The sequence below is a fragment of the Pontibacillus sp. ALD_SL1 genome, assembly GCF_017355605.1.
This window is the reverse complement of sequence record NZ_CP062975.1, coordinates 308,329-329,571: the sequence shown is the minus strand read 5'-3', so window position 1 is coordinate 329,571 and position 21,243 is coordinate 308,329. Positions and strand designations below refer to the sequence as shown.

General features: G+C 41.2%; 22 protein-coding genes. 18 read left to right on the top strand and 4 right to left on the bottom strand.

Going from position 1 to position 21,243, the window contains the following annotated elements; genetic code table 11:
* Positions 1–23 precede the first annotated feature (23 nt).
* Together IMZ31_RS20810 and IMZ31_RS20805 are read left to right on the top strand one after the other, a co-directional pair.
* Positions 24–1,103: a tubulin-like doman-containing protein gene (locus tag IMZ31_RS20810; protein ID WP_207531452.1), complete on the top strand. Its 1,080-nt coding sequence runs from the start codon at positions 24–26 to the stop codon at positions 1,101–1,103.
* 90 nt (positions 1,104–1,193) lie between these two features.
* Positions 1,194–2,021 carry a nuclease-related domain-containing protein gene (locus IMZ31_RS20805; RefSeq protein WP_207531451.1) on the top strand — a complete coding sequence of 276 codons (828 nt, stop codon included), beginning with the start codon at positions 1,194–1,196 and terminating at the stop codon, positions 2,019–2,021.
* A gap of 24 nt (positions 2,022–2,045) precedes the next feature.
* Here the strand turns inward: IMZ31_RS20805 and clpX are convergent, their stop codons facing one another.
* From clpX to IMZ31_RS20785, 4 genes are all read right to left on the bottom strand, one after another.
* The gene (gene clpX / locus IMZ31_RS20800) at positions 2,046–3,293 is read right to left on the bottom strand and encodes an ATP-dependent protease ATP-binding subunit ClpX (RefSeq protein ID WP_207531450.1); all 1,248 of its coding nucleotides are present in this window, start codon (positions 3,291–3,293) and stop codon (positions 2,046–2,048) included.
* 18 nt (positions 3,294–3,311) lie between these two features.
* Positions 3,312–3,482, bottom strand: coding sequence for a hypothetical protein (locus IMZ31_RS20795; protein WP_207531449.1), 171 nt, complete (start codon positions 3,480–3,482; stop codon positions 3,312–3,314).
* 13 nt (positions 3,483–3,495) lie between these two features.
* Entirely contained in the window at positions 3,496–4,209 is a 714-nt protein-coding gene (locus IMZ31_RS20790) for a hypothetical protein (RefSeq protein ID WP_207531448.1), read from the bottom strand.
* 99 nt (positions 4,210–4,308) lie between these two features.
* A complete protein-coding gene (locus IMZ31_RS20785; RefSeq protein ID WP_207531447.1) occupies positions 4,309–6,360 on the bottom strand; it encodes a penicillin-binding transpeptidase domain-containing protein in 2,052 nt (683 codons plus the stop codon).
* Between the two features lie 133 nt (positions 6,361–6,493).
* On the opposite strand from IMZ31_RS20785, the gene IMZ31_RS20780 reads away from it, so the two are divergent.
* The 16 genes from IMZ31_RS20780 to IMZ31_RS20705 all read left to right on the top strand — a co-directional run bounded on the left by IMZ31_RS20780 (position 6,494) and on the right by IMZ31_RS20705 (position 21,228).
* The gene (locus tag IMZ31_RS20780; RefSeq protein ID WP_207531446.1) at positions 6,494–6,970 is read left to right on the top strand and encodes a hypothetical protein; all 477 of its coding nucleotides are present in this window, start codon (positions 6,494–6,496) and stop codon (positions 6,968–6,970) included.
* Between the two features lie 20 nt (positions 6,971–6,990).
* Positions 6,991–7,953 (top strand): single-stranded DNA-binding protein, encoded by a 963-nt coding sequence (locus IMZ31_RS20775; protein ID WP_207531445.1) that lies wholly within the window; start codon positions 6,991–6,993, stop codon positions 7,951–7,953.
* 119 nt (positions 7,954–8,072) lie between these two features.
* On the top strand, positions 8,073–8,756 hold the full coding sequence (locus IMZ31_RS20770; protein ID WP_207531444.1) for a DUF1064 domain-containing protein: 684 nt from the start codon (positions 8,073–8,075) through the stop codon (positions 8,754–8,756).
* A 2-nt stretch (positions 8,757–8,758) separates the two neighbouring features.
* Complete coding sequence (locus IMZ31_RS20765; RefSeq protein ID WP_207531443.1) at positions 8,759–10,411, top strand: hypothetical protein; 1,653 nt, start codon at positions 8,759–8,761, stop codon at positions 10,409–10,411.
* Between the two features lie 110 nt (positions 10,412–10,521).
* The gene (locus IMZ31_RS20760) at positions 10,522–11,475 is read left to right on the top strand and encodes a CpaB family protein (RefSeq protein ID WP_207531442.1); all 954 of its coding nucleotides are present in this window, start codon (positions 10,522–10,524) and stop codon (positions 11,473–11,475) included.
* The gene (locus IMZ31_RS20755; protein WP_207531441.1) at positions 11,462–12,994 is read left to right on the top strand and encodes a response regulator; all 1,533 of its coding nucleotides are present in this window, start codon (positions 11,462–11,464) and stop codon (positions 12,992–12,994) included. Before IMZ31_RS20760 ends, IMZ31_RS20755 begins: the two co-directional genes overlap by 14 nt.
* A gap of 15 nt (positions 12,995–13,009) precedes the next feature.
* A complete protein-coding gene (locus tag IMZ31_RS20750; RefSeq protein WP_207531440.1) occupies positions 13,010–14,350 on the top strand; it encodes a TadA family conjugal transfer-associated ATPase in 1,341 nt (446 codons plus the stop codon).
* Positions 14,350–15,387, top strand: a complete 1,038-nt coding sequence (locus IMZ31_RS20745; protein WP_207531439.1) for a type II secretion system F family protein — start codon at positions 14,350–14,352, stop codon at positions 15,385–15,387. The genes IMZ31_RS20750 and IMZ31_RS20745 overlap by 1 nt, the downstream gene beginning before the upstream one ends.
* A gap of 15 nt (positions 15,388–15,402) precedes the next feature.
* The gene (locus tag IMZ31_RS20740; RefSeq protein ID WP_207531438.1) at positions 15,403–16,314 is read left to right on the top strand and encodes a type II secretion system F family protein; all 912 of its coding nucleotides are present in this window, start codon (positions 15,403–15,405) and stop codon (positions 16,312–16,314) included.
* Between the two features lie 147 nt (positions 16,315–16,461).
* Positions 16,462–16,671 (top strand): hypothetical protein, encoded by a 210-nt coding sequence (locus tag IMZ31_RS20735; protein ID WP_207531437.1) that lies wholly within the window; start codon positions 16,462–16,464, stop codon positions 16,669–16,671.
* Positions 16,672–16,695: 24 nt separating this feature from the next.
* Entirely contained in the window at positions 16,696–17,211 is a 516-nt protein-coding gene (locus IMZ31_RS20730) for a prepilin peptidase (RefSeq protein ID WP_207531436.1), read from the top strand.
* Between the two features lie 18 nt (positions 17,212–17,229).
* Positions 17,230–17,787, top strand: coding sequence for a TadE family protein (locus IMZ31_RS20725; protein ID WP_207531435.1), 558 nt, complete (start codon positions 17,230–17,232; stop codon positions 17,785–17,787).
* Positions 17,788–17,801: 14 nt separating this feature from the next.
* Positions 17,802–18,551, top strand: coding sequence for a hypothetical protein (locus tag IMZ31_RS20720; protein WP_207531434.1), 750 nt, complete (start codon positions 17,802–17,804; stop codon positions 18,549–18,551).
* Positions 18,552–18,642: 91 nt separating this feature from the next.
* Positions 18,643–18,936 carry a hypothetical protein gene (locus tag IMZ31_RS20715; RefSeq protein WP_207531433.1) on the top strand — a complete coding sequence of 98 codons (294 nt, stop codon included), beginning with the start codon at positions 18,643–18,645 and terminating at the stop codon, positions 18,934–18,936.
* A complete protein-coding gene (locus IMZ31_RS20710) occupies positions 18,917–19,864 on the top strand; it encodes an ATP-binding protein (protein WP_207531432.1) in 948 nt (315 codons plus the stop codon). Before IMZ31_RS20715 ends, IMZ31_RS20710 begins: the two co-directional genes overlap by 20 nt.
* A complete protein-coding gene (locus tag IMZ31_RS20705; protein ID WP_207531431.1) occupies positions 19,861–21,228 on the top strand; it encodes a replicative DNA helicase in 1,368 nt (455 codons plus the stop codon). Before IMZ31_RS20710 ends, IMZ31_RS20705 begins: the two co-directional genes overlap by 4 nt.
* Positions 21,229–21,243: the final 15 nt, after the last annotated feature.

Sequence of the window (21,243 nt, the reverse complement as noted above, 5' to 3'; positions counted from 1 at the left end):
ACGTTATGAATGGAGGTGTTTTTATGTTAAATTTCGGTTTTATTGGATTCGGTCAAGTAGGAGGCATTTTTGCAGATAACGCTAAAAGCCTAGGGTACAAAGCCCTTGCATTTAATACCGCGAAAGTGGATTTGCAGGGATTATCAGAATTAGACAGCGAAGAAAAAACACACCTGGCAGGTTTTGAAGGGGCAGGCAAAGACCGCGGTATCGGAGAAGAAGCGTTTTTAGAGCATCAGGATCTGATCAGGGGCGGAATCGAAGAACAGTTTAAACATGCGCACGTGTTGTTTCCTGTATTTGCAATAGGCGGCGGAACAGGAAGCGGCATGGCAGGAAACGTTGTTCGAATGCTGACGGATACATTTCAAACGAAAGTCGTTTCCCCCATTTTATTCCTTCCTGACGAAGAAGAAAGCCTTCGCGCTAAGATGAATGCACTGGAAGCCTTTACGGATATCAGCTCAATTGAAGAAATCGGAACGACATTTATGATTGATAATCAACAAGTGATGAATTTATACGAATCCCACCCCTTGCATGAGAAATACGAGCGATCACGAATCGACTTTTTAACAGGCCTGCACGCATTTAATCAAACAACAGACAAAAAAAGCCCTATCTCGAATCTGGATTCAATGGATTTGTTAACGGTGTTATCGGAACGAGGGCAAGGCATGATCACAGAAGCACCATTATCCAAAGAAGAAGCTAAAGATCCTGAACAACTTGCTAAACGGATGAATCACGCTTCCTCATTCGGCATTCACGCCAAAAACAACCTTCAACATATATCAAAAAGCGCCACCCTGTACAACATCCCAACAGCCTGGACCGCATCACTAAAACCAGAAGCCTACCTTCATAATTTGGGGCTTCCTCTTGAAACCTTTACAGGGATCTATGAATCAGAACGCTCTGACATCGCTGCTTTGTTTACAGGATTACCTTTCCCAAGCTCAATCTTAAAACGCTACGAAGAAACCATCAAAGAGAATGAGAAACAAGTGATCAGCAGTTTAAATCACGTCCGTTCCCAAACGTATGACGCCAAGCAAAACTGGACAAAAGACTTAAAACGAAAAAGACGGATTAAAATGTAAAGCACCGCACATAGCGGTGCTTTTTTTATGGGTAAAAAGTAGATTGTTTAGACGGGAATTGCTAAAGTCTCAAAAAAAGGAGCGATGCTTATGTCTGTTTTTTCCTACAACCTTATCCCCCTTTTCATCCTTTGCCCTTCCCTATTTCTTCTGTTCCGACTCGCCATTGTAAGGGTGAGCTACCACAGAGGAAAGGGGTACGTAGCCTTAGCTCTTTCGGGATTTTCAGGTTTCTTCTTAACCTTCATTCTGGCTGCTTATCCCCCTTATTATCCTTCGTACGGACTGCTTCCTTACGTATTTTTCTGCATGTTCGTTGCAGGGTGGATGGGGTGCCTGAAAAACCGAGTGAATCCTTTGTCACCTGGCGTTACCTGGAATGATCCGCCAACCGTTTCCTCCTCATCATTCCCCTTGCCTGTGGATCAGCCCTCCCTCGACGCATCCAAAAAAGCAATTAATCGAAAACTCGTTCATCTTCCATCTCCTTATCGGTATCTAAAGGAGATCACGCTGCTGCACGGGGATCGAAAAAGCACGCATGACTTTATCGTAATCGGTCCAACGGGCGTATTTCATGTGTATCCCTGCAACTGGACGGGAACCGTTTCGTTTACATCCACAAGTGTTCAGCGAACAGCCGCAACCAAGAATGACACCAAAAACTACGCCACTACCACAGAATTTGACAACCATTTCCTAAAACGAATATTGAAACAAGAAGGATTTGGTGACATTGAAGTAACACCTGTGATTTGCATGACCCACGAGGACGTGAAGTTAAAAGGATTCCCAAGCTCCTACGAAGCCGTACACGTTGAACAAGTTCAGCGCTTTATACAAAGCGCCAATAAGAAAAAATACTCATTAGAAGAGATAGAAGATATCGAGCGGATATTTATGAATCGAAGTTACTAAAAAAACTCCCCAAGGGGAGTTTTTTTATGCAGATTGTTGATCATCTGTCCATGTTTTCACTAAATCGTCAGGGTTTTTGCTTAGAACAAAAGCCTTTGTGACGCGAACGTAGTTCACGTTTTTGTTAGACGGCAGTTCAAACCGAAGATCCATGAGTAAATCCTCAGCAATTCCATGCAGGCCTCTGGCGCCTGTATTTCGCTCCATGGCCAAATTAGCAATTTCTTCAAGCGCATCTTCATCGAATGCAATGCGTTTGCCATCTAATGAGAAACGTTTTTCATACTGCTTCACAAGCGCGTTCGTTGGCTCTGTTAAAATACGAACCAATGCGTTTTTATCGAGTTTTTCAAGAGGCGCTATAACAGGAAGACGCCCAAGGAGTTCTGGAATAATACCGTATTTAAGCATATCTTCTGTTTGGATAAAGGTTAACAATTCCTCGTCCTCAGCCCCATCTTTCTCCTCATCTGACGCAAAACCAATGACATGTTCACCCAAGCGTCGTTTAATAATGTCATCAATCCCATCAAACGCTCCGCCGCAGATAAACAAAATGTTGCGCGTGTCGATCTGTATGTGTTCTTGGTGTGGGTGCTTCCGTCCGCCTTGCGGAGGAACATTAGCAACGGTTCCCTCAATAATCTTAAGAAGAGCCTGCTGAACCCCTTCACCTGATACATCTCGTGTGATGGAGGCGTTTTCGCCTTTTCGTGCTATTTTATCAATCTCATCAACATAAATAATCCCTTTTTGAGCTTTCTCAATATCAAAATCGGCCGCCTGGATCAACTTCAATAAAATGTTTTCGACATCCTCACCCACATAACCTGCTTCCGTTAATGTGGTAGCATCCGCAATAGCAAACGGCACATGAAGCACTTCTGCTAACGTCTGAGCCAGCAGGGTTTTCCCTGAACCCGTAGGACCAGGTAATAAAACATTGGCTTTTTGCAATTTCACACCTGAATCCATATGAGATCGAATTTCTTTATAGTGCTCGTATACCGCCACGCATAAAGCTTTTTTAGCTAAGTCTTGACCGATAACATGTTCATCCAAGATTTTTTTGATTTCTAAAGGTTTCGGAACATCTTCAAACGTCTCATCCTGTTTAGGATTCATGATGAGGTCTTCTTCCTTAATTTCATAACACAAATCAATGCATTCGTCACAAATATAAACGCCAGGTCCTGCAACTAATTTCAACACTTCATGCTGTTTTTTTCCACAAAAACTACACTGCAAGATTTTTTCTTGGTTATTCGTCATATAGACTCCCCTTTTCTTTTACCATTTTCGATATCGTTTTTTGGTTTCTTTGATATGAAGGTCTTTCCAAGACTTAATTCGATTGTTATATTCTATTTGGATTTCATCCAGTCCATCCATAAGTGTTTGAATTTCTTTTATAAATTCATTTTTTGTTACAGAACGATACATTCGTTTGTTTGTTTTCATACTGCCACCCCTTTTACGTATTTAGAGGCAGCGAGAGCGTTTCCTTTTGGTGAAGAACAACTGCTTGAAGCCCCTCACCAAAATCAAAGCGGGTATAATACGGTTGGTAGACAAAAAGATCCACTTTAGCATTCACCCCATTGGCGTAAGTGAAAACATCTTTTATAAGGCCGTAATACCAATCGATGGAACATTCACTAGTCCCATCGCTTTTCATAGGAACAGACCTTTCCAGAATCACATCGCCTTGTTTCATTAGCGCTAGACTCTCTTTTTTCGTGTTCATTCGAACAGTAAAGAGATTGTGGTTCTCATATCCATTGTTTAACTTTCGGTGACACATAAGGAAAAATTTAACTAACTCTTTCCCTTTTATAGTTATAGCTATTGTTGGCACTTTATCACTATTCAATACTTCGATGATAGGCGGGATCTCAATTCCTTTTTTAGGCTTTAAGATCACCGTGTTTTCTTGTTGAAACAAGAGGATATCGCCGTTTTCTTTCTGGTCATATCCTGTGATTTCCTCCGCGTTTTGAAAATCGTTGATCGAATAGTGATAAGCATGTTCGTTGTGTTGATCCCATTTCACCGCAAACAATCTCATGGGGTCGCTTTTCCATAAATATCCGTGCGAAGAGGTCACATAATTTGCTGCATCGTCTTTTGTTACATTAGGGCTCTGCACCATTTGAACAAACGTATCGAACGAATTTTTGAGCTCCATTTATAAGACCCCTTTCATTTTTTCCTTATTATAACACATAAAAATTTGAAAATTAGGAAAAATAAAAAACGCGTTGATCGCGTTTTTTTATGGCTGTATTTAATCGAACCAAATTAAGAGGTTTTGCCCTTCTTTATAAAGACCAGATGGGACACTTTGCTCAACGACCCGTCCGTTTCCCTTCATCATGACTTCTAAAGGGAGATCTGAAATGAAGGCCTCAACATCTTCTCTTTTCATCCCATAAAGATCAGGAATATACACATTTCCTTCTTCATTTAATGGCCTCGTTTCAAAGTCGATTATAAGGTGGTGATTGACATACGTATATCTCTGATCGACTACCACTGTCTGAGATGAAACCCCATTAATCGTAACGGAAGGATAATGCTTTAAAATCACAGCCTCACCTTCAGTGCTCAGTTTGCCTATTACATTTGGAATCTCAGCTTTCACTTTCACATCTTCTTCATTCTTTACAGAAAGGTATCGAAGCGTTTCTTCCATTACATCTTTATAAATAGGTCCTGCCGACAAACTGCCAAACTCCACTCCTTGAGGTTGATCAACTACGATAAGCATGGCTACTTGAGGATCTTCATAAGGAGCAAATCCGATAAAGGAACCAACAATTTCACCTTTTTTATAGGCCCCGTTTTCCTCCACCCAGGCTGATCCCGTTTTTCCTCCCATTTCTATTCCCTCAATCTGGGCATCTACCCCTGACCCTATCTCCATATTCGTTTTTAAATAAGATCTAATGGTATCAGACGTTTCTTTTGAATAGCGTTCTTCAAGCGTGGGCTCATCATTTTGATACAACACATTACCAAACTGATCTTTTACATGGGAAACAAGCCTCGGGTCTATGTCTCTTCCTCCGTTAATCACTTCACTAAAAGCTGTGAGAAGTTGAAGAGGTGTCATTTGAATGCCTTGGCCAAACGAAATGGTTGCTTTTTGGACCGCATTAATGGGTGCTTCTCTTGGGAACATACCCGTTGGTTCGCCTGGAAGCGGAATTCCTGTTTTCTCCCCAAAACCCGCTTTTTCCAGACGGTCTATGACCGTTTCATCATCCATCTGTTGAATGATATTGATCATGCCAACGTTCGAGGAATGAACGATGATGTCCTCAAGTCCCACAACACCCCAACCCATTTTGTTCCAATCATACAACAGACTTCCCTTTACATTTTTATAGCCTGGGTCATCCCATTGATCCTCCGTACTGATTGCCCCTTCGTCCAATGCCATTGCCATGATGATAGGCTTAATGGTACTCCCAGGCTCATAGGCGTAGCTTGATGGCTGGCGGTTCCACAATTCAGGGGAGGCGCTGTTGTAGTCATTTGGGTTAAAGCCTGGGACACTTGCCATAGCCAATATGTCTCCGTTTTTAGGGTCCATGATGATGCCATGAATCCCGACAGGGCTCATATCTTCCATCCCCTGCATCATCCTCTTTTCGAGCACATATTGAAGATAGCTATCCAGGGTCAAATGAACATTTTGACCATTGATCGGATTTGAGGCGGTTTCAAGGCCAACGGGTATGATGTTTCCAACTGGGTCTGTTTCCGCTATGGTATACCCTGGTATCCCAGCTAAATAGTTATTCATACTGACCTCTAAACCAGCACCAGGCTGGTAAGCATGGTTAACAAAACCAAGCACACCAGAAGCTAACGTCTGGTTTGGGTAGTACCGTTTCGGGGTTTTGATAAATCCGATCCCCCCTACATCCTCTTCTTTTATCTTATCAACGACATGCGGTTCCACACGTTTTTGTATACTCATCCATTTTTCATCAGACTGCGCTTTCCGTAACATCTCATCATAAGAAAGATCTAAATGAAGCGCCAAAACTTCAGCCACACGTTCCTGATGCTCTTTCGATGTGATGAGGTTTGGATAGATATCAATGTTATAAGCCATTAAACTCATAGCGAGTTCCTGCCCGTTTCGATCTACGATTTTTCCTCGTTCAGCTCTTTTCTCAATTTCTCTTACTCGGTTCTCGACAACCTCTTTTTGATAGTCACTGGCCTTCCATATCTGTATATAAGCGTAACGTCCTCCAATGACAAACAAAGAGAGGACCAACATTATCCAAAATAAAACGACCATCCGCTTCTTCGATTGATTCACAAGAGGCACCTCCATTCTTAGTTGTATAGAGGTTTTATAACAAAAAACCTTTCTTGACATCCGTTTTTTTCTAAAGTTCTTCATCATTGGTTTCGTTAATAAAAACGGTTACGAAGAAAAGTAGGTGATGAGGATGACAAAGCGCGTAAGAGGAAAAAAAAGAAGCAAAGCCGTGGAAGACAAGCGAAAGCGTCTGTTAAGCGAATTATTGAATAAATGGGTGTACGTCAAGAGCAACTACGGCGATGAGGAAAATTACATCTTTTTGTACCACCGTTTAGTTGAACCTGGGAAGACCTCAAAAATCGAACAGCTCCTGCTGAGTCATGATGAAATTCAGGACGGCGTGTATCTGATAACAGATTACACCATCAATATGGTTTATGATCACAACCACAAGAAAGAGATTGTGGAATTGAAACCCAAAAAATTTGATAAAAAAATCGGGTTTGATGCGGATGAATTTCTCGTTAAAAACTTTGATGAATTAAAACAAAAATTGATCGGTGCCAAATATTTGACAGAAGAAGAATTCCTTTTATATTGCCAAAGCGAGAAAAAGTTACCTGGACTTAACGAAATCTTTTTAAACTTTGACGATTTCAGCTAAGACAAGAAGGAGGGAGAAATATGAAAGAAATTGAGTACAAGAGAGATGAGAATTTTGTGGATATTACAGGAACAATCCAAAACCTGCCTGATTATTGCAAGTACATACCGAGACCACTTATTGCATTCGATCTGGTATCCTACCGCAAGCGAAAGTCAGAAGAGGACGAATGGAAGACGGACGAGAATCGTATTGTATTGTTCGATGAAGAAACGTTCCACGAAGAATACGAAAACGGGGACCGCATTCGCGTAAAAGGGGAACTGCAAAGTCGCAATTACACGAGAGACAATCATGAAGTTGAAAACCTGATTGTGATGGCAGTACAGAACTATATTGAAATCAGAGAAGAGGTTCCAGCCCTTAAGCAACCCACAGGACGGAAACGCCAGCCCATTGATTGGAGTAAACTGCTAGACATCGGATTTATCCCATCGGTACCTGAGGACTCTATGTACAAAGAAGACGGACGAAAAGAAAAAACTCAGGAATCCCCTTACGTATATCGGGTGGACGCAAACGGAGATGTCTTCAAAGAAACCGAACACGTAGCCTATGAAGTTATAGCCAAGAGTATTGAGCGTTTAGATGAAGAAAAAGACCCCCTATACGGAGACAGAAACAAAGTGGTTCTATGCGGGAAAGTTATGAGATCTCCTTACTACGATTACCTTGGACAAGAGAATAAAGTGGCATTTTTAAGCTTCAACTTAAAGACAAAAAGTTCCTTTTTTGAAGATCGCGTATTCTATAATAACATCATTGCTTGGGGAGACTTAGCGGTCACATCGTTTGAATCGATGGCGAAGCATGACATTGTACGAGTATCTGGTCGTCTTCAGAGCCGTGAGTATAACAAAACTGTCACAAAACGCTGGGTAACGGAACACAACAACAAAAAGAAAAAGAAAATCGACTTAACGCTTATGACACGAGAAGTTTCTGCTTCTAAAATTGAAAAATGCATCATTCACAAAAAATAAATGCAGGGCATAAACCTTGCATTTGTTTTTTTGTTTTACTAATTTCAGAAAAATGAATGTTTTTTTCGTTATGTAACAAAATTATAGATATCATAGACGAAATTTTTAGGAGGCGTTTTATGAAATTGATCTCAATTGATTCCTACGTGTTTCGAAGTAAAACGGATGTGCGATTCTATGACACGTTGAAAAGTAAAAAAGAACAGGGCTTCATTCACTCCTTTTTCATCGAACAATGCAAAGAAGAAGGCAAAACTCACTTAAAACCTCTATCCTACACCATTGATAACTACACATTTACATCTAAAGCCGATGTTGATTATTATTTATCGCTTCAACAACACAAACAAAACGGCATCATCCACTCATTCGAATTGTGCATTCATCAAAAAGACCTTAAATACAGATCCAAAAAAGTAATTATCAACGACCAGCTCTTCGATTCCAGAGAGGAAGCAAATTATTATCTCTACCTGTTGAGTCAAAGAGATGAGCAGGAGATTCTAGATATTAAGTTCCAGCCCAGTTTTGAGCTTCAGCCTGCATTCAAGAAAAATGGTAAGAATTTTCAAAAGATACAGTACGTTGCGGATTTTGAAGTTACATTCAAAAACGGAAAAATTGAATACGTAGATGTAAAAGGAATGATGACACCTGACTTCCTATTAAAACGAAAATTATTTGAATACAAATACCCTGACAAAGAATTAAAATTAGTCAAATACGTGCAAAAATACGGTGGTTGGATAACATTAGAACAATGGAAGAAAAAGAAAGGCCAATCGAAAAAGAAGGAGGGATAAGAATGGCTGATATTTTTAGGTTAATTACAGGATCGTCGAATATGGAGCGCAGTAAAAAACAACCTGACAAAGAAGCTCCTTCATCCAAAAGACTTGATCTTGATAATTTCATTATCGGAGAAGAGGAGAAGCGGTTTCAAGAGAAAACCAAACGTACGTCTGTTGAAGATTTGTTTGAACAGGAAATCGGTGTTGAAAAGGAAACAAAGGATTACACGAAAGATATCGAAAAATTAAACTTCATTGAACTTGATAAACTTAATGAGAAAAAACAAAATCGTAAGCTGAAAAATGAGTACCTCAATCTTATAGATAAAATAGAAGAAATTTCAAAAGAGTTCCAAAGCCTTTCTCAGAATTCATCCAAAATTTCCATATCCAACGAAAGATTAAAAAAAGAGAATCATACCTTGAAAGAACTGGTTCGCCTTGTATCTACTCTTCTTCCTTCGGGGACGGATTTAAAACGCCGCCTGGATACGACGTCTTGGAACGTAAATGACATATCAGAAGACTTACTTGATCATATAAAGAAACTGGTGGATCGGGGACAAAATATGGATGACATAATCGCCTCAGAAGTCCAAACCATACAAGAAGAAAACAAAGCGTTAAAAAGAAAACTTGTGTCCATGGAATCAAAAACGGCTGAACAAACCCTGTCAAATTCGCCCCCTTCTGAAACACCTGCCTCTGAAGAAATTCCCGCAGAGGAAACGTCTGTTTCTCCTGCTCCGTCCAAGGAACCAATCATTGAAAAAAATTCCCATAAAGAACTCCATGAACCAGATGAGGACAAAGAAGAACCAGTGGAGATTGAAACACACCTTCTGCTGGATATGGAGCGTCACATTGAAACCATGCCAGAAGAACGTCAGTACGTTATAGAAGTTATAGGAAAGACTGGAATATCACGAAACCAGGAGCTCAAAAATTATTTAGCGGAAGATGACAAAGGGAAACAATACTTCCAAAAAGGGAATAAGTTCAGTCTTAGCGATCTGAGCGCTGTGACAAAAGGTTTGAAGGACAGCGGGTATTTATTTAGCGAAAAGATTGATCTAGGCTCAAAGGGAGGATTCAACTTTCAGTTGTTTGAATTAAGCGACACAGGCAAAGCCATATACAGCATTCTTACAAAAAAGAATCCTGTTGTTCCAGAAAAGAAACGGGTAAAAGAACAGCATACCACCTATGAACATGGTTATTTAATATATGATTCAGCCCGTGCTTTTGAAGAAATGGGATACAAAGTGTATACAGAACGAGATGATCTTCGCTTTGATTTACCAGGCGGAAGACGGAAGGATTTTGATCTTATTGTTGAACAGGATGGCATCAAGCAATACATAGAAGTGGAACGAGGCACTCATACAGATGAAGGATTTTTTGAGGCCATGGATAAAATTTATGACGTTATGCAAAATCTTTATCCTGGAGAGCCTGCTACATTTTACTTCATATCTCCAAACCGAGACCTCTTGTTCACCAAAACCAAAAGACAGTTTTATTTGTGGATCAACAAAAGATTCCAAAAGGTTACCAATGCAAAAGGGAAGATCATAGCCAATTTCTCAACATTTGCGAATATAAAAGATGCTTCTAAGAGCGGGAACAATTTGAAAAAAACGCTTTGGGAAGAACAAAAGATATAACCACGAGAGGGAGCTCCCCTCTCTTTTTTTTGCACAAAAAAAGAATCCGTTTTTCCTTGACCTTTTTACCATTTCCTCCTACATTCTTTCCGCAAAGGTGAGGTGGTTGTATGCAAAAGAAAATTCGTATTCAAAAACTTATGATTATGGTGTTATCCATTGTCATTTCTGTATTATTAGTAGGCCTTTTAACAGGACGTAATGATAAAGTTCCCGTTGTCGTGGTGGCAACGAACGAAATTGATCCGAATATCCCGTTAGAAAAACAAGGCGAACATTTAAAAATGGAATCCATTCTAAAAGAAGATTATGAACGTTTCGGAAACACACTGGTAACAGACGTCAACGAACTTATGGGAGCAAAACTTCTGTATCACTTGCCAGCAGGTTCTCCGATCCCGCGTGCTGCTTTAACAAAAACCAAAACATCAGGTGAATTCGCTTCAGAAACAGCGAAATATCACACGGTGTTTAAACTGGTTGATGCTGTTTCATCTCTACCACCTGGATTACAGGCAGGCGACTTTATTGATATCAACTTAACCATCAACCCAGAATTTACAGGCGACGATGAAAGCATCATTTCAGGGCCTTTACTTCGTAACGTTCGTATTCAGGGCGTTGATCAGGGCACGGTATATCTGCTTGTTTCACAAAAAGAGTTTACGGAATTATCTCTAGCCCGAGACATTGGAACATTTATTCTTCAACTTCCAGGCCAAAAAGATGTGAATACGTGCGATGTTGAAATGGCTAATATCCAACAGGAACGTAACGATGAAATCAGCAAAATCAATGAAGACCAGACGCTTGATGAAGAACAAAGAAATACGCAGTTAGCAGAGATGAATGCCATTTATGACTTCCGTCTGAAAACATTGCAATGTTTTGATGAGGGAGATAAGCCTGAAACCATCACTTCAGATGAATTAATAAACAAAGTCCTTGGCAACCAATCCAACAACGAGGACGGATTCTCTTCTGATGAAACATTTGATGTTAATGATTTTATGACAGAAGATGAAACTCTTAATGAGGAGAGTGATCAAAATGAAGAGGAATAAGATCAAATTGTATGCGGTTGATAAAGAAGGTTCTACGATAGATCGTTTATCGGAATTATTCTACAACAACCCCCAATTAGGCATAAAACTGATCGGGAGTTCCCACAATTTCAATCAATGCTACAACGATCTTTCCAGAGCGAAAGAAGCCGATGTTTTTCTGATTTCCGCCTTCCTCCCAGACAAAATGGGTATTGAATTAATCGGACCCATCAAAAAAGTGAACCCAGAAGCTAAAATCATCATTATGCTAAATTCAAAAACGAACAATCTAGCAGAAGAAGCGCTCAAAAAAGGAGCTGACGAACACCTTTCAAAGCCTTATAAAGCCAAAGAATTGTTAGATACCATTTACGAATTAACGGGCTTCAATCCCGAAGAAGCAAAGGGAGAAGCGGAGGAGTCAAGCGAAAACCAAAACCGAAAAAAGTTCAAAATTGAACCAAAAATGGAACCACGAGCTCAACATGAAGAACCAGATTATGAAGCAGAAGAAGAAGAAGAAGAGGCGGAACCGATCGAAGAAATCGATCGTTCCCCTTTGCCAGATAAGAAGAGTAAAAAAGAACGAAAGCAGGCTAAATCCTATTCATCCAACGAACGCTCGTTATTGGATATGTATGCCAAAGGAACGTCCCTGCACACCGAAATCTATGACGACAATGAGTTCAAAGGCACAAAACCAAACATTGTAGCCGTCTTCTCTTCACCTACAAGCGCGGGGAAAACGACTCTTGCGGTTAATGCAGCAGTGACGATTCGAAAACACAGCGAATACAAACCCAAAGTATGTATAGTCGACTTTAACCTCTTGTTCCCTTCCATTCTTCACAAGTTTCATCAAGACGACCTAATTTTTTGTAAACGAAATGTTTTCGATATCTGTGAAGACCCGAATAACATTGACGAAACACTAATTAAACAAGCCCTCATCACACACGAGCCATCAGGCGTTCAAATCCTTCACACCCCTTCTGACATTATTCGGGACATGAGTCGCGTGAATCCCGACACCATAAAGCGACTCGTAACCCATTTAAGAGAAATGTTTGACCTCATTATTATTGATACGTCTTCCAATATACGAGAAGACTGGTCAAGTTTTCCGCTTACCATCGCAGACAAAGGATTCGTTGTTTTAGAACCTGACCTCTCAAACCTGCTCCATACCCATAAGTTCATCTCCATGATGCGCGTATTTGAAAACAATCTAACCGAAAAAATCACGAGCAAATTTCAATACATTTTGAATAAAGAAAGCCAAAAAGTAGATATTCATCCCGACACCATAAAGCGAACAATTTTCAACACAAACATTCGTCTTACGATTCCAGAAGACCCAAAAGTCACGAATTTATCCAATAACGGTCAGTTACCCGTGGAGGATAACGGCCCTTCTGCAAGACCGATGAAAGAGCTGGCTCGACTTGTTTATCCGTTTGATCGAGAACTATATCTTTCCAAAAACAAGAAGAAAGAAAAGAACATTTTGACTTCTTTCTTCAAAAAAGATCAATAAAAGGAGGTGGACGGCATGTCTAAATACTTTGACAAGATGGCAAGTAAACATGGAGAAGAAAAAATACAAGCTGAACGAAACGCAGAAATCGAGGAGCTAAGAGCCCGCATTTCAACGGAATTAGCTGAAAAAACGAAAAATAAGAACCTCTTCGGAACCAAAGATGAAAAAACCGTTGAACAAGTAAAAGAATGGATTACAAATATTCTGGATGATTCAGGCACAAACCTCCCTTTATATATGAGACAAGAGCTTCTGGATAAAGTCCTTTTGGAAATTACCAGCTTAGGTAAAATTCACCCCTTAATCATGGACGATGAGGTCTCAGAGGTTATGGTGAATGCTCCTGAAGAAGTTTGGGTAGAAAAAAAGGGGAAACTTATACTGACAGACATCAAATTTGACGATGAAGAAGAGGTTATTACGCTAGCCCGTAAAATCGTTGGACACATTGGGCGTCGAATCGATAACTCCAACCCGATCGTGGACGCCAGGCTCCCTGATGGCTCTCGAGTTCACATTGTGATTCCGCCTATATCTATGAAAGGAACAACCATCACCATCCGTAAATTCTTCCAGGAAAAACTGGGGATTGACGATCTGGTGAATTTCGGCACAGTCGACGAAACCATTGCCACTTTTCTTGAGTCTGCTGTTAAGGCCCGAAGCAACATTGTCGTTTCTGGAGGAACTGGGTCTGGAAAAACCACAACTTTGAATATCATGAGTAACTTTGTACCTGATGACGAACGTATTATTACCATTGAAGACAGTGCTGAATTACAGCTGAGCAATGACCATGTCGTAAAATTGGAATCCCGCCCAGCCAATGCGGAAGGAACAGGAGAAATTACGATACAGGATTTAATCAAAGCGAGTCTTAGAATGCGACCTGAACGCGTCATTGTTGGTGAGGTTCGGGACGGGTCCGCTCTTGATTTGTTGCAAGCGATGAACACAGGACATGACGGAAGCATGGGAACCACCCACTCGAACAGTCCGAAAGAATGTGTATCCCGTATTGCTACTCTTGTTCTCTATGCAGGGTATAAAATCCCTGACCAGGCGATTAAAGAACAAATCGCAGGAGCTGTTGACTTAATTGTTCAAATCAGTCGCTTAAAAGACGGATCACGTAAAATCACCCACATATCTGAGGTGGTAGAATACATACCTGAAACAGAACAGGTTCGAACAGAACCCATCTTTATCTGGAAACTTGATCGTGTTAACGAAGATGGAAAATTAGAAGGGCATTTTGAATACACGGGCTACCGACCAACCAATAATCTGTTGAGCAAATTTGAAAAATACAGCCGTAACTTTGATTCCCTCACCAAAGGGAGTGAAGCCTAATGGATGCGTTGATAGCTAGAATTGGAGACGGTTTCTCTCAACACCCGTTCTCCTTCATTTACCTTGTGGTCTGCATTACCGTATTAGCTCTTCTCACCTATGATTTGCGTCTGTTTAAAACCAATCAGGTCACAAGACAGGTGACAGCAAGGATAGGAAAAGGAGACAAGGATAATAAATTTTCCATTATCGACCTTGTTTCTCTCCTGTTTTCCAAACAGGAAGAAAAAATCAAAACACAGCTGTTAAAAGCAAATATTCTGCTGGAACCAAAAGAATACCTTAGTTTTATGAGCATAGGGGCGATAGTGGGAAGTCTTATTGGGTTTTTACTATACCCGATACCAGGTTTATGGAGTTCTCTCTTCTTTTGGATTCCTGTGGATTCTGTAAGCCTTGCTCTTGGTCGATTTTTAGCAGCAGGGGTTCTCGGATTCCTCGGGACCCTGGCGCCGAAGTTGATTGTCATGGTCAAAATTCAAAAACGTTACAAGCTTCTGCAAGACCAAATTCAAGACGCCCTATTAAACATTGCGGATGCACTTAAATCAGGCCACATTATCCAAAAAGCCATTCAAATCGTCGGAAAAGATATGCCTTACCCAATAGGCGAAGAGTTTTCCAAAACACACAACGAGATGGACGCAGGGAAAAGTTTCAAAAAAGCAATGAAAGAATTGAAGCGTCGAATTGATATCAAAGACTTTACGATGGCAATCAATGCGATGGAAATTCAGTACGAGGTAGGAGGGAAGCTCGAACCCCTGCTTCGCAACATGTCAAAGATTATCCAACAGCGCCAAGAGCTGAAGAAAGAAATTGATAAAACCATTGCAAACAGCAAGATGGTGGGAATTATTTTACTGTCAGCTCCTATTTTCTTCGCTATTACATTTACGTTATTAAATAAAGAACAATATGCCGTCATGATCACTACACTTGTCGGTCAAATTCTGCTCGTAGTCGCTGCTCTCAGTTACATCGCAGCAGCCGCACTCATCATTTGGATTATTCGGGGTGTGTCAAAAGATATATAAAGGAGGGGAGAAGGTATGTTTGAATTAAGCTTTTACGCCTGGTTTGTCGTTCTCGTACTGAGCATTTTCTTATTTTTGGTCTTTTCCATGCTGTTTACATCACGGGCGGCGATTATTGATAAACGAATTGAAAGCATGAACATCTTCTCTTCGGGTTCAGATGAAGAAAAGATCATGCAGACGTCTTTATGGAACCGATTATATGTCATGGCGGAGGCCTATGCAGTTCGTGTTTTGACGAAACATATGACAAGGGGGAAACTCGCGCCTTTAGAGCTGAAATTGCTCCAGGCTAAAATGGATATCTCCCCTCTTCAGCATTGGGCAAAAAAGATCATTTATACGCTGGGGTTAGCTGCACTCGGACTCTTATTAGGAGGAGTGATGGGGAAAACCATGCTTCTTATAATCGTTGGAGCCGTTGCGGGGTTTACGCTGCCTGATTCAGAAATCAACAATAAAATAAAAAAACGCCAATTGATCATGAAGAGCGAGCTTCCTGATTTTCTGGATCTTCTTTCGGCCACGGCACCAAGCGCCAAAAACTTAGAAGATGGTATAGCGAAAGTGTGCGAGCGATCGGACGGGGTAATTACGGACGAATTTACCATCACTCTTGAGGAAATTAATGCAGGTTCCAAAACAAGAGATGCGCTCAAAAAAATGTCGAAACGTTGTGGTCTGAACGAAATCGACACACTCGTTTCCCAAATCAATCAGGCACAGGATTTTGGAACGGGCGTTGAGAAAACCTTAATTGTACAAGCTGAAAAGATGAGAACGTTAAAAAAACAGCTTGCTGAAATCAAGGCCCGAAAAGCAAGTGTGCTGCTCTTATTGCCGAGTATGTTTCTGCTTATTACCTGTTTGATTATGATTGTCGGACCGAGTGTTGTTGCTCTTGTCGATGCAGGTTCCATGTTTTAGAGGCCAAAAGGCCTCTTTTTTTTTGGGTAAACCCGAAACCCCTTGATAGCCAAGGGTTTTGGGGTTGCCAAAAAAAGGTAAATTCTGCTTGCAATCTCTCTTTTTTTATATATATTACTAAGGATTTAAACAAAGGAGGGATTACATATGAAAAACCTATTAACGAAATTCATGCAAGAAGAGCGCGGAGATGTCGTTCAGTACATCATCGTTTTAGCGGTTATCGCGATTATCCTGGCGTTTGCATTCCCAACGATTAAAGACAAAATGTCTGATGCAACAGCTGCTACGGAAACCAACATGAACGAAGCATTTGGCGGCATGGGTGGAACATCTACTGGCGCGAGTACTCCATAAGCTATCACTTGAGGAGGGATATCCATGGAATTGTACGTGTTATATGGTATCCTCACCTTCATCACCGTTTGGGATCTCAGGACCTTCCGAATCCCAAACGGTTTTGTAATAGGTGCGGGTTTAACAGGTTTGCTGACCTCTTTTTTCCTAAACAGTTGGAGCGGGTTAGCGTCTGGGTTGTTGAATCTTTCGATTGCACTGGTGGCATTTGTGATTATTTGGATGGGCTTGGAACTGGTGAATATGCCCGCCATCGGGGCAGGGGATATCAAATTGCTGGCGGCCATCTCATCATTCTCCACGCTATTTAACACCACTGATATTTTTTCCATAGCTTTCATTTCGGTGTTAATAGGGGCACTCTTGTTTCTCATCATTCTTCTTTTTCGGAATCCGAGTAGCATTAAAGCCATGTTTGATCGCCTCATTCATCTGTTCATTTATGCCATACCGAATGAACCAATGCCTGAAAACCAGCAACAAAAACTAGCATTCAGCATACCGATCTTTTTATCTGTTCTTTATCATCTTCATCTGTAAACGTAAGGAGGTGGGACAATGAAGAAGAAAAAAGGAAGTATTATCGTAGAATTATTGGCGGCCCTCCCTGTACTCTTTTTAGTCGCGTGGAGCGCCATGCAAATCATTTTCTACTCTAATGCCATGAGCACCATGCACGGGGCGACGATGGAAGGAGCCCGTACATTATCATCGGAGTTAAGAGGGTATGAAGGCCCTATGCCCACCTCTGGTGTACAACATGATGAGCTGAAAACGAAACTATTAAATAAAATGGCAAATACGACTCAGTTCAGTAATCTGATTCTGCTTTTTCATGACGAGGAGAAACCGTTATCGCCTGAAGTCATATTTGAGGACCAGGGCAAATGCGATACTGCGATGAACAACAATAATAACCACCGAGTCATATGTGCCTACACGGTTATGTCAACGGTTCCAGGAACAGGGGTAGATCAGGAACAAATTGTGGTCAAAGCGAAAGCACGTTTCTGGGTGATTGGCAATTTTATACCAGGATTAAAAGAAACCATGTTTGCTGATGGTATGGGCGTTAGCCAAAAAGAGCTTTCAGGTCGTTACCAGTACTACAAGTAAAAGGAGGGGATGTCATGGCCAAAAAAATGTCTAAAAAAAAGGGAGCCATTTCCGTTTGGGTACTAGCTCTTATTCTTATGTTCCTGTCGTTTTTCGCCCTGTCTTTAAATATGACAACCTCCTGGGAAATGTATCATCGTGCTAATGAAGCAGCGGAGGAAGCCGCTCGAGTCCGTTCGCAAGCCGTGGATACCTATTTAAAAGAAGCCACGGGAATCGTTGAAATCTTCCATACAGGCGGACTCGGATACAACGACAATGTAAACCATTTCTCTCATCTCGGGATAGCAGGGCACACAGACCCTAAACTCCCTTCCCAGTACGCTTCCACCTACGTTGAAGCGAACAAAGCAGCGAAACATGCCGCGATCGATATGTTAACCAGTGGCCTTGGAAGCACTCAACAAGGAAACGACATTCTCTCCACCATAGATGAGGGGAATGTATGCATACTTATCTTCCCGCTTCCTGATAAAGTGTCAGAGGAACGAACCCTTTCTTGCCAAACATCGCTTGGAACGGTTACGGCTGAAAACGTGCGAATATCATCCGTTGAGGACAACACCAAGACGGTTTATACAGATTCAAACGGAAACGATCAGGAAGTCAAAGTTGTAAATGCCGTATTTGTAGGAGTTGCTTTTGAACACAGTCACTTCCTGGAATCCTTTATGGTGAAAATGGGATCCACCGCAAAAACGACCAAAAGCGTCTGGGCGATTGCTTACCCTCAAATCGACGACTGCTTCGGGGCCCATTGCTAAAAAGCGCGATGTTTTGCGCTTTTTTAGTTATTGAAAACTCCTGGAAACTGCCCTACAATACGTACACCTATGGTACGGGAGGGATCGGTCATTGTTCGAGAACAGGATTTTGAGCGAATATGAAAAAACCAAATTAACCGACGGGGAACGTGAGGTCGTTGCCACATACGAACGGGTAACAGGGCTCTCGTTTATGCGGCATGATGTTCTTATACTAAAGAAGTTAATCAAGACTGCGACACCCAAACAAATTACAGCCACCATTTATCGCATGCACAAACTATATCCGCAAAATTTCACTTCGTTTTTTTATGTAAAACAGCCCGTCGAGAATATGTTTAAGAATCGAAGAGGTGGTAAATCCAATGCAAAAAAAGCCAAATGATCTGATAACCGAACTTTTTGATTCCATAAGAAATGGAACGTTCCACTACGAAAAAACAGAAGACGATTTCAATCAAGCGTTCGAACAGTCCAAATGTCCGTATGATTTATGCGATGGATCTGGATACACGGTCTCTGACAATAAATCCGTTGATTGTCGCTGTTTTAAGGAAAAAGTGCTGCAAAAGAAACTGGAAAACGCAAACATCCCAACAGACTTTTGGAAGGCAAACTGGAAACAATTAGAGGAATTGGACCATCTGGAGCAACCCATCACTCTGACCTACCTTAAACCAAAACCTGTACAGGGGAAACGAAAAGTAGATAAACGACATAAAAAAGGAAATGAACCCCCTGAAACCCCTCAGCAATTTATTGATCGCACCTATGATGCAAAAAAACGGGACAGCTTAGTCGATTTCGCTAAAGGTTTCTCAAAACATGCTCTCTTAAAACTTAATGAAAAGCCCCGAACCGATTCTTTCAATCTTTTATTGCTCGGGGACCCAGGTAAAGGAAAAACGTTAATGGCTTCCCTGATTGCCACGGATTTTCTTCAACAGGACAAAAGTGTCTACTTCATTCGTATTAAGACATTCATAGACGAGGCCTACGAGCAAAAAGCCCATTTCCGATCGATCGTCCGAAAAAAAGACTTATTGATTATTGATGAGCTTTTCCAGGAATACCACACGGATACAGGGTGGGCTTTAACCCAGATTCAAGACGTGATTAAGGAACGCCAGGAATTAAAATTACCGACCATTGTTACAACCAATGCATTCCCAAACGAGTTAAGTGAACTATACGAAGGATCTCTTATGAGTACGTTTCACGGAGAATACATTATAGGAGCCATGGAAGGAGAAGTCGACGTCAGAATCTATTTTGGCCGTCAGAAACAAGAAAGGGTGGACTTTCTGCAATGACAATGATGGTAACGCTTGAGAAACGGGAATCGCTGGTTTTATCTTCCATACTATTTGATAAAGAATGTTGTGAACGAGCTTCGCGCAATGGTCTCAATCTTCATGTGTTTCATGACCCTGTCCTACGCAAAGTGGCCAGTGCTTTCAACGGTGTGACAGAAGACGGAACCTTTCCAACCAAAACGCTTCTGCTTGATCAACTGTGCGGATCAGACAAAGAGAAACGGCATAAATGGAGCAAGTTTTTCCAGGAGCTTAAGAAAGAAACACCTCCTGAACCTCTGGAAGCTCTGGAAAAGCACCTCGATGTCCTGCGAGATGGATTTTCTGTCCGTCAATACGAATCCATTGCAACCACCGTATTAAATAAGGTCAAATCGTATGATCCCTATGATCCAAAACGAACCAAAACAGATATCCAACACTACATAGAGAATGCTTTCTTTGAACTCGAGGAAATTTCCCCGACAACAGATAAAAACGCTTCTCTAAAAGACGGAATACGGTTAGCCATTCAAAACATGAAAGAAAAACTCGAAACCATTAACAACGAGAGTGTTAGTTTAGGATATGACGATCTGGATGCCGCGTTAGACGGAGGCATTAAAAAGGGTACCTTTGCTATTGCCGCGGCGAGACCTGGCATGGGAAAAACAATTTGGATGTTAAATATTTCCATTGAAGCCGCTAAAAAAGGGTCAAAAGTGTTGTTTGTTTCCATTGAAATGAGCCTCCTGCAATGCTTCCAGCGTCTGTTATCAAAAGTATCAGGGGTGTCGGGCAAACGAATTCAACAACCGAAAGAAATGAGTCGGGAGGAATGGAGCGCTCTTGAAAAGGCTGCCACGTCGATTGCCGAGACTAAGGAGGACCGTTTATGGATCGAAGAACGAACCGAAATCACGGTCCCTCAGCTTGAACGTCTGATTCGACATTACAAGAAAAAACATAATATAGATGCGGTGTTTGTGGATTATGCGCAAATCATGCTCACAAAAGAAGGAAATGAACCCTCAGAAGAAAAGGACTACTCTCAAATATCAGGAGGACTCAGAAGAGCGGCTAAAAATCAATATGTAGCGATCGTGGTCGGAAGTCAATTAAGCCGAGATGTCGAAAAAAGGCAGGATCATCGTCCCATCATGGCGGACATTCGCAACTCTGGAGCCTTCGAACAGGACGCTGCTTATGTTTTTGGATTGTATCGGGATGAACATTACAACAAAGAAACGACCGAAAAACCAGGGATCCTTGAGATCATTTTCTTGAAAAACCGCTTTGGTACAAATGGCATTACACTTGAACACCGATACGATCTTGACAAACAAACCATTTATACACAATCCGATAAAATGGTCGCCTAATGGTATAAAAGCTTT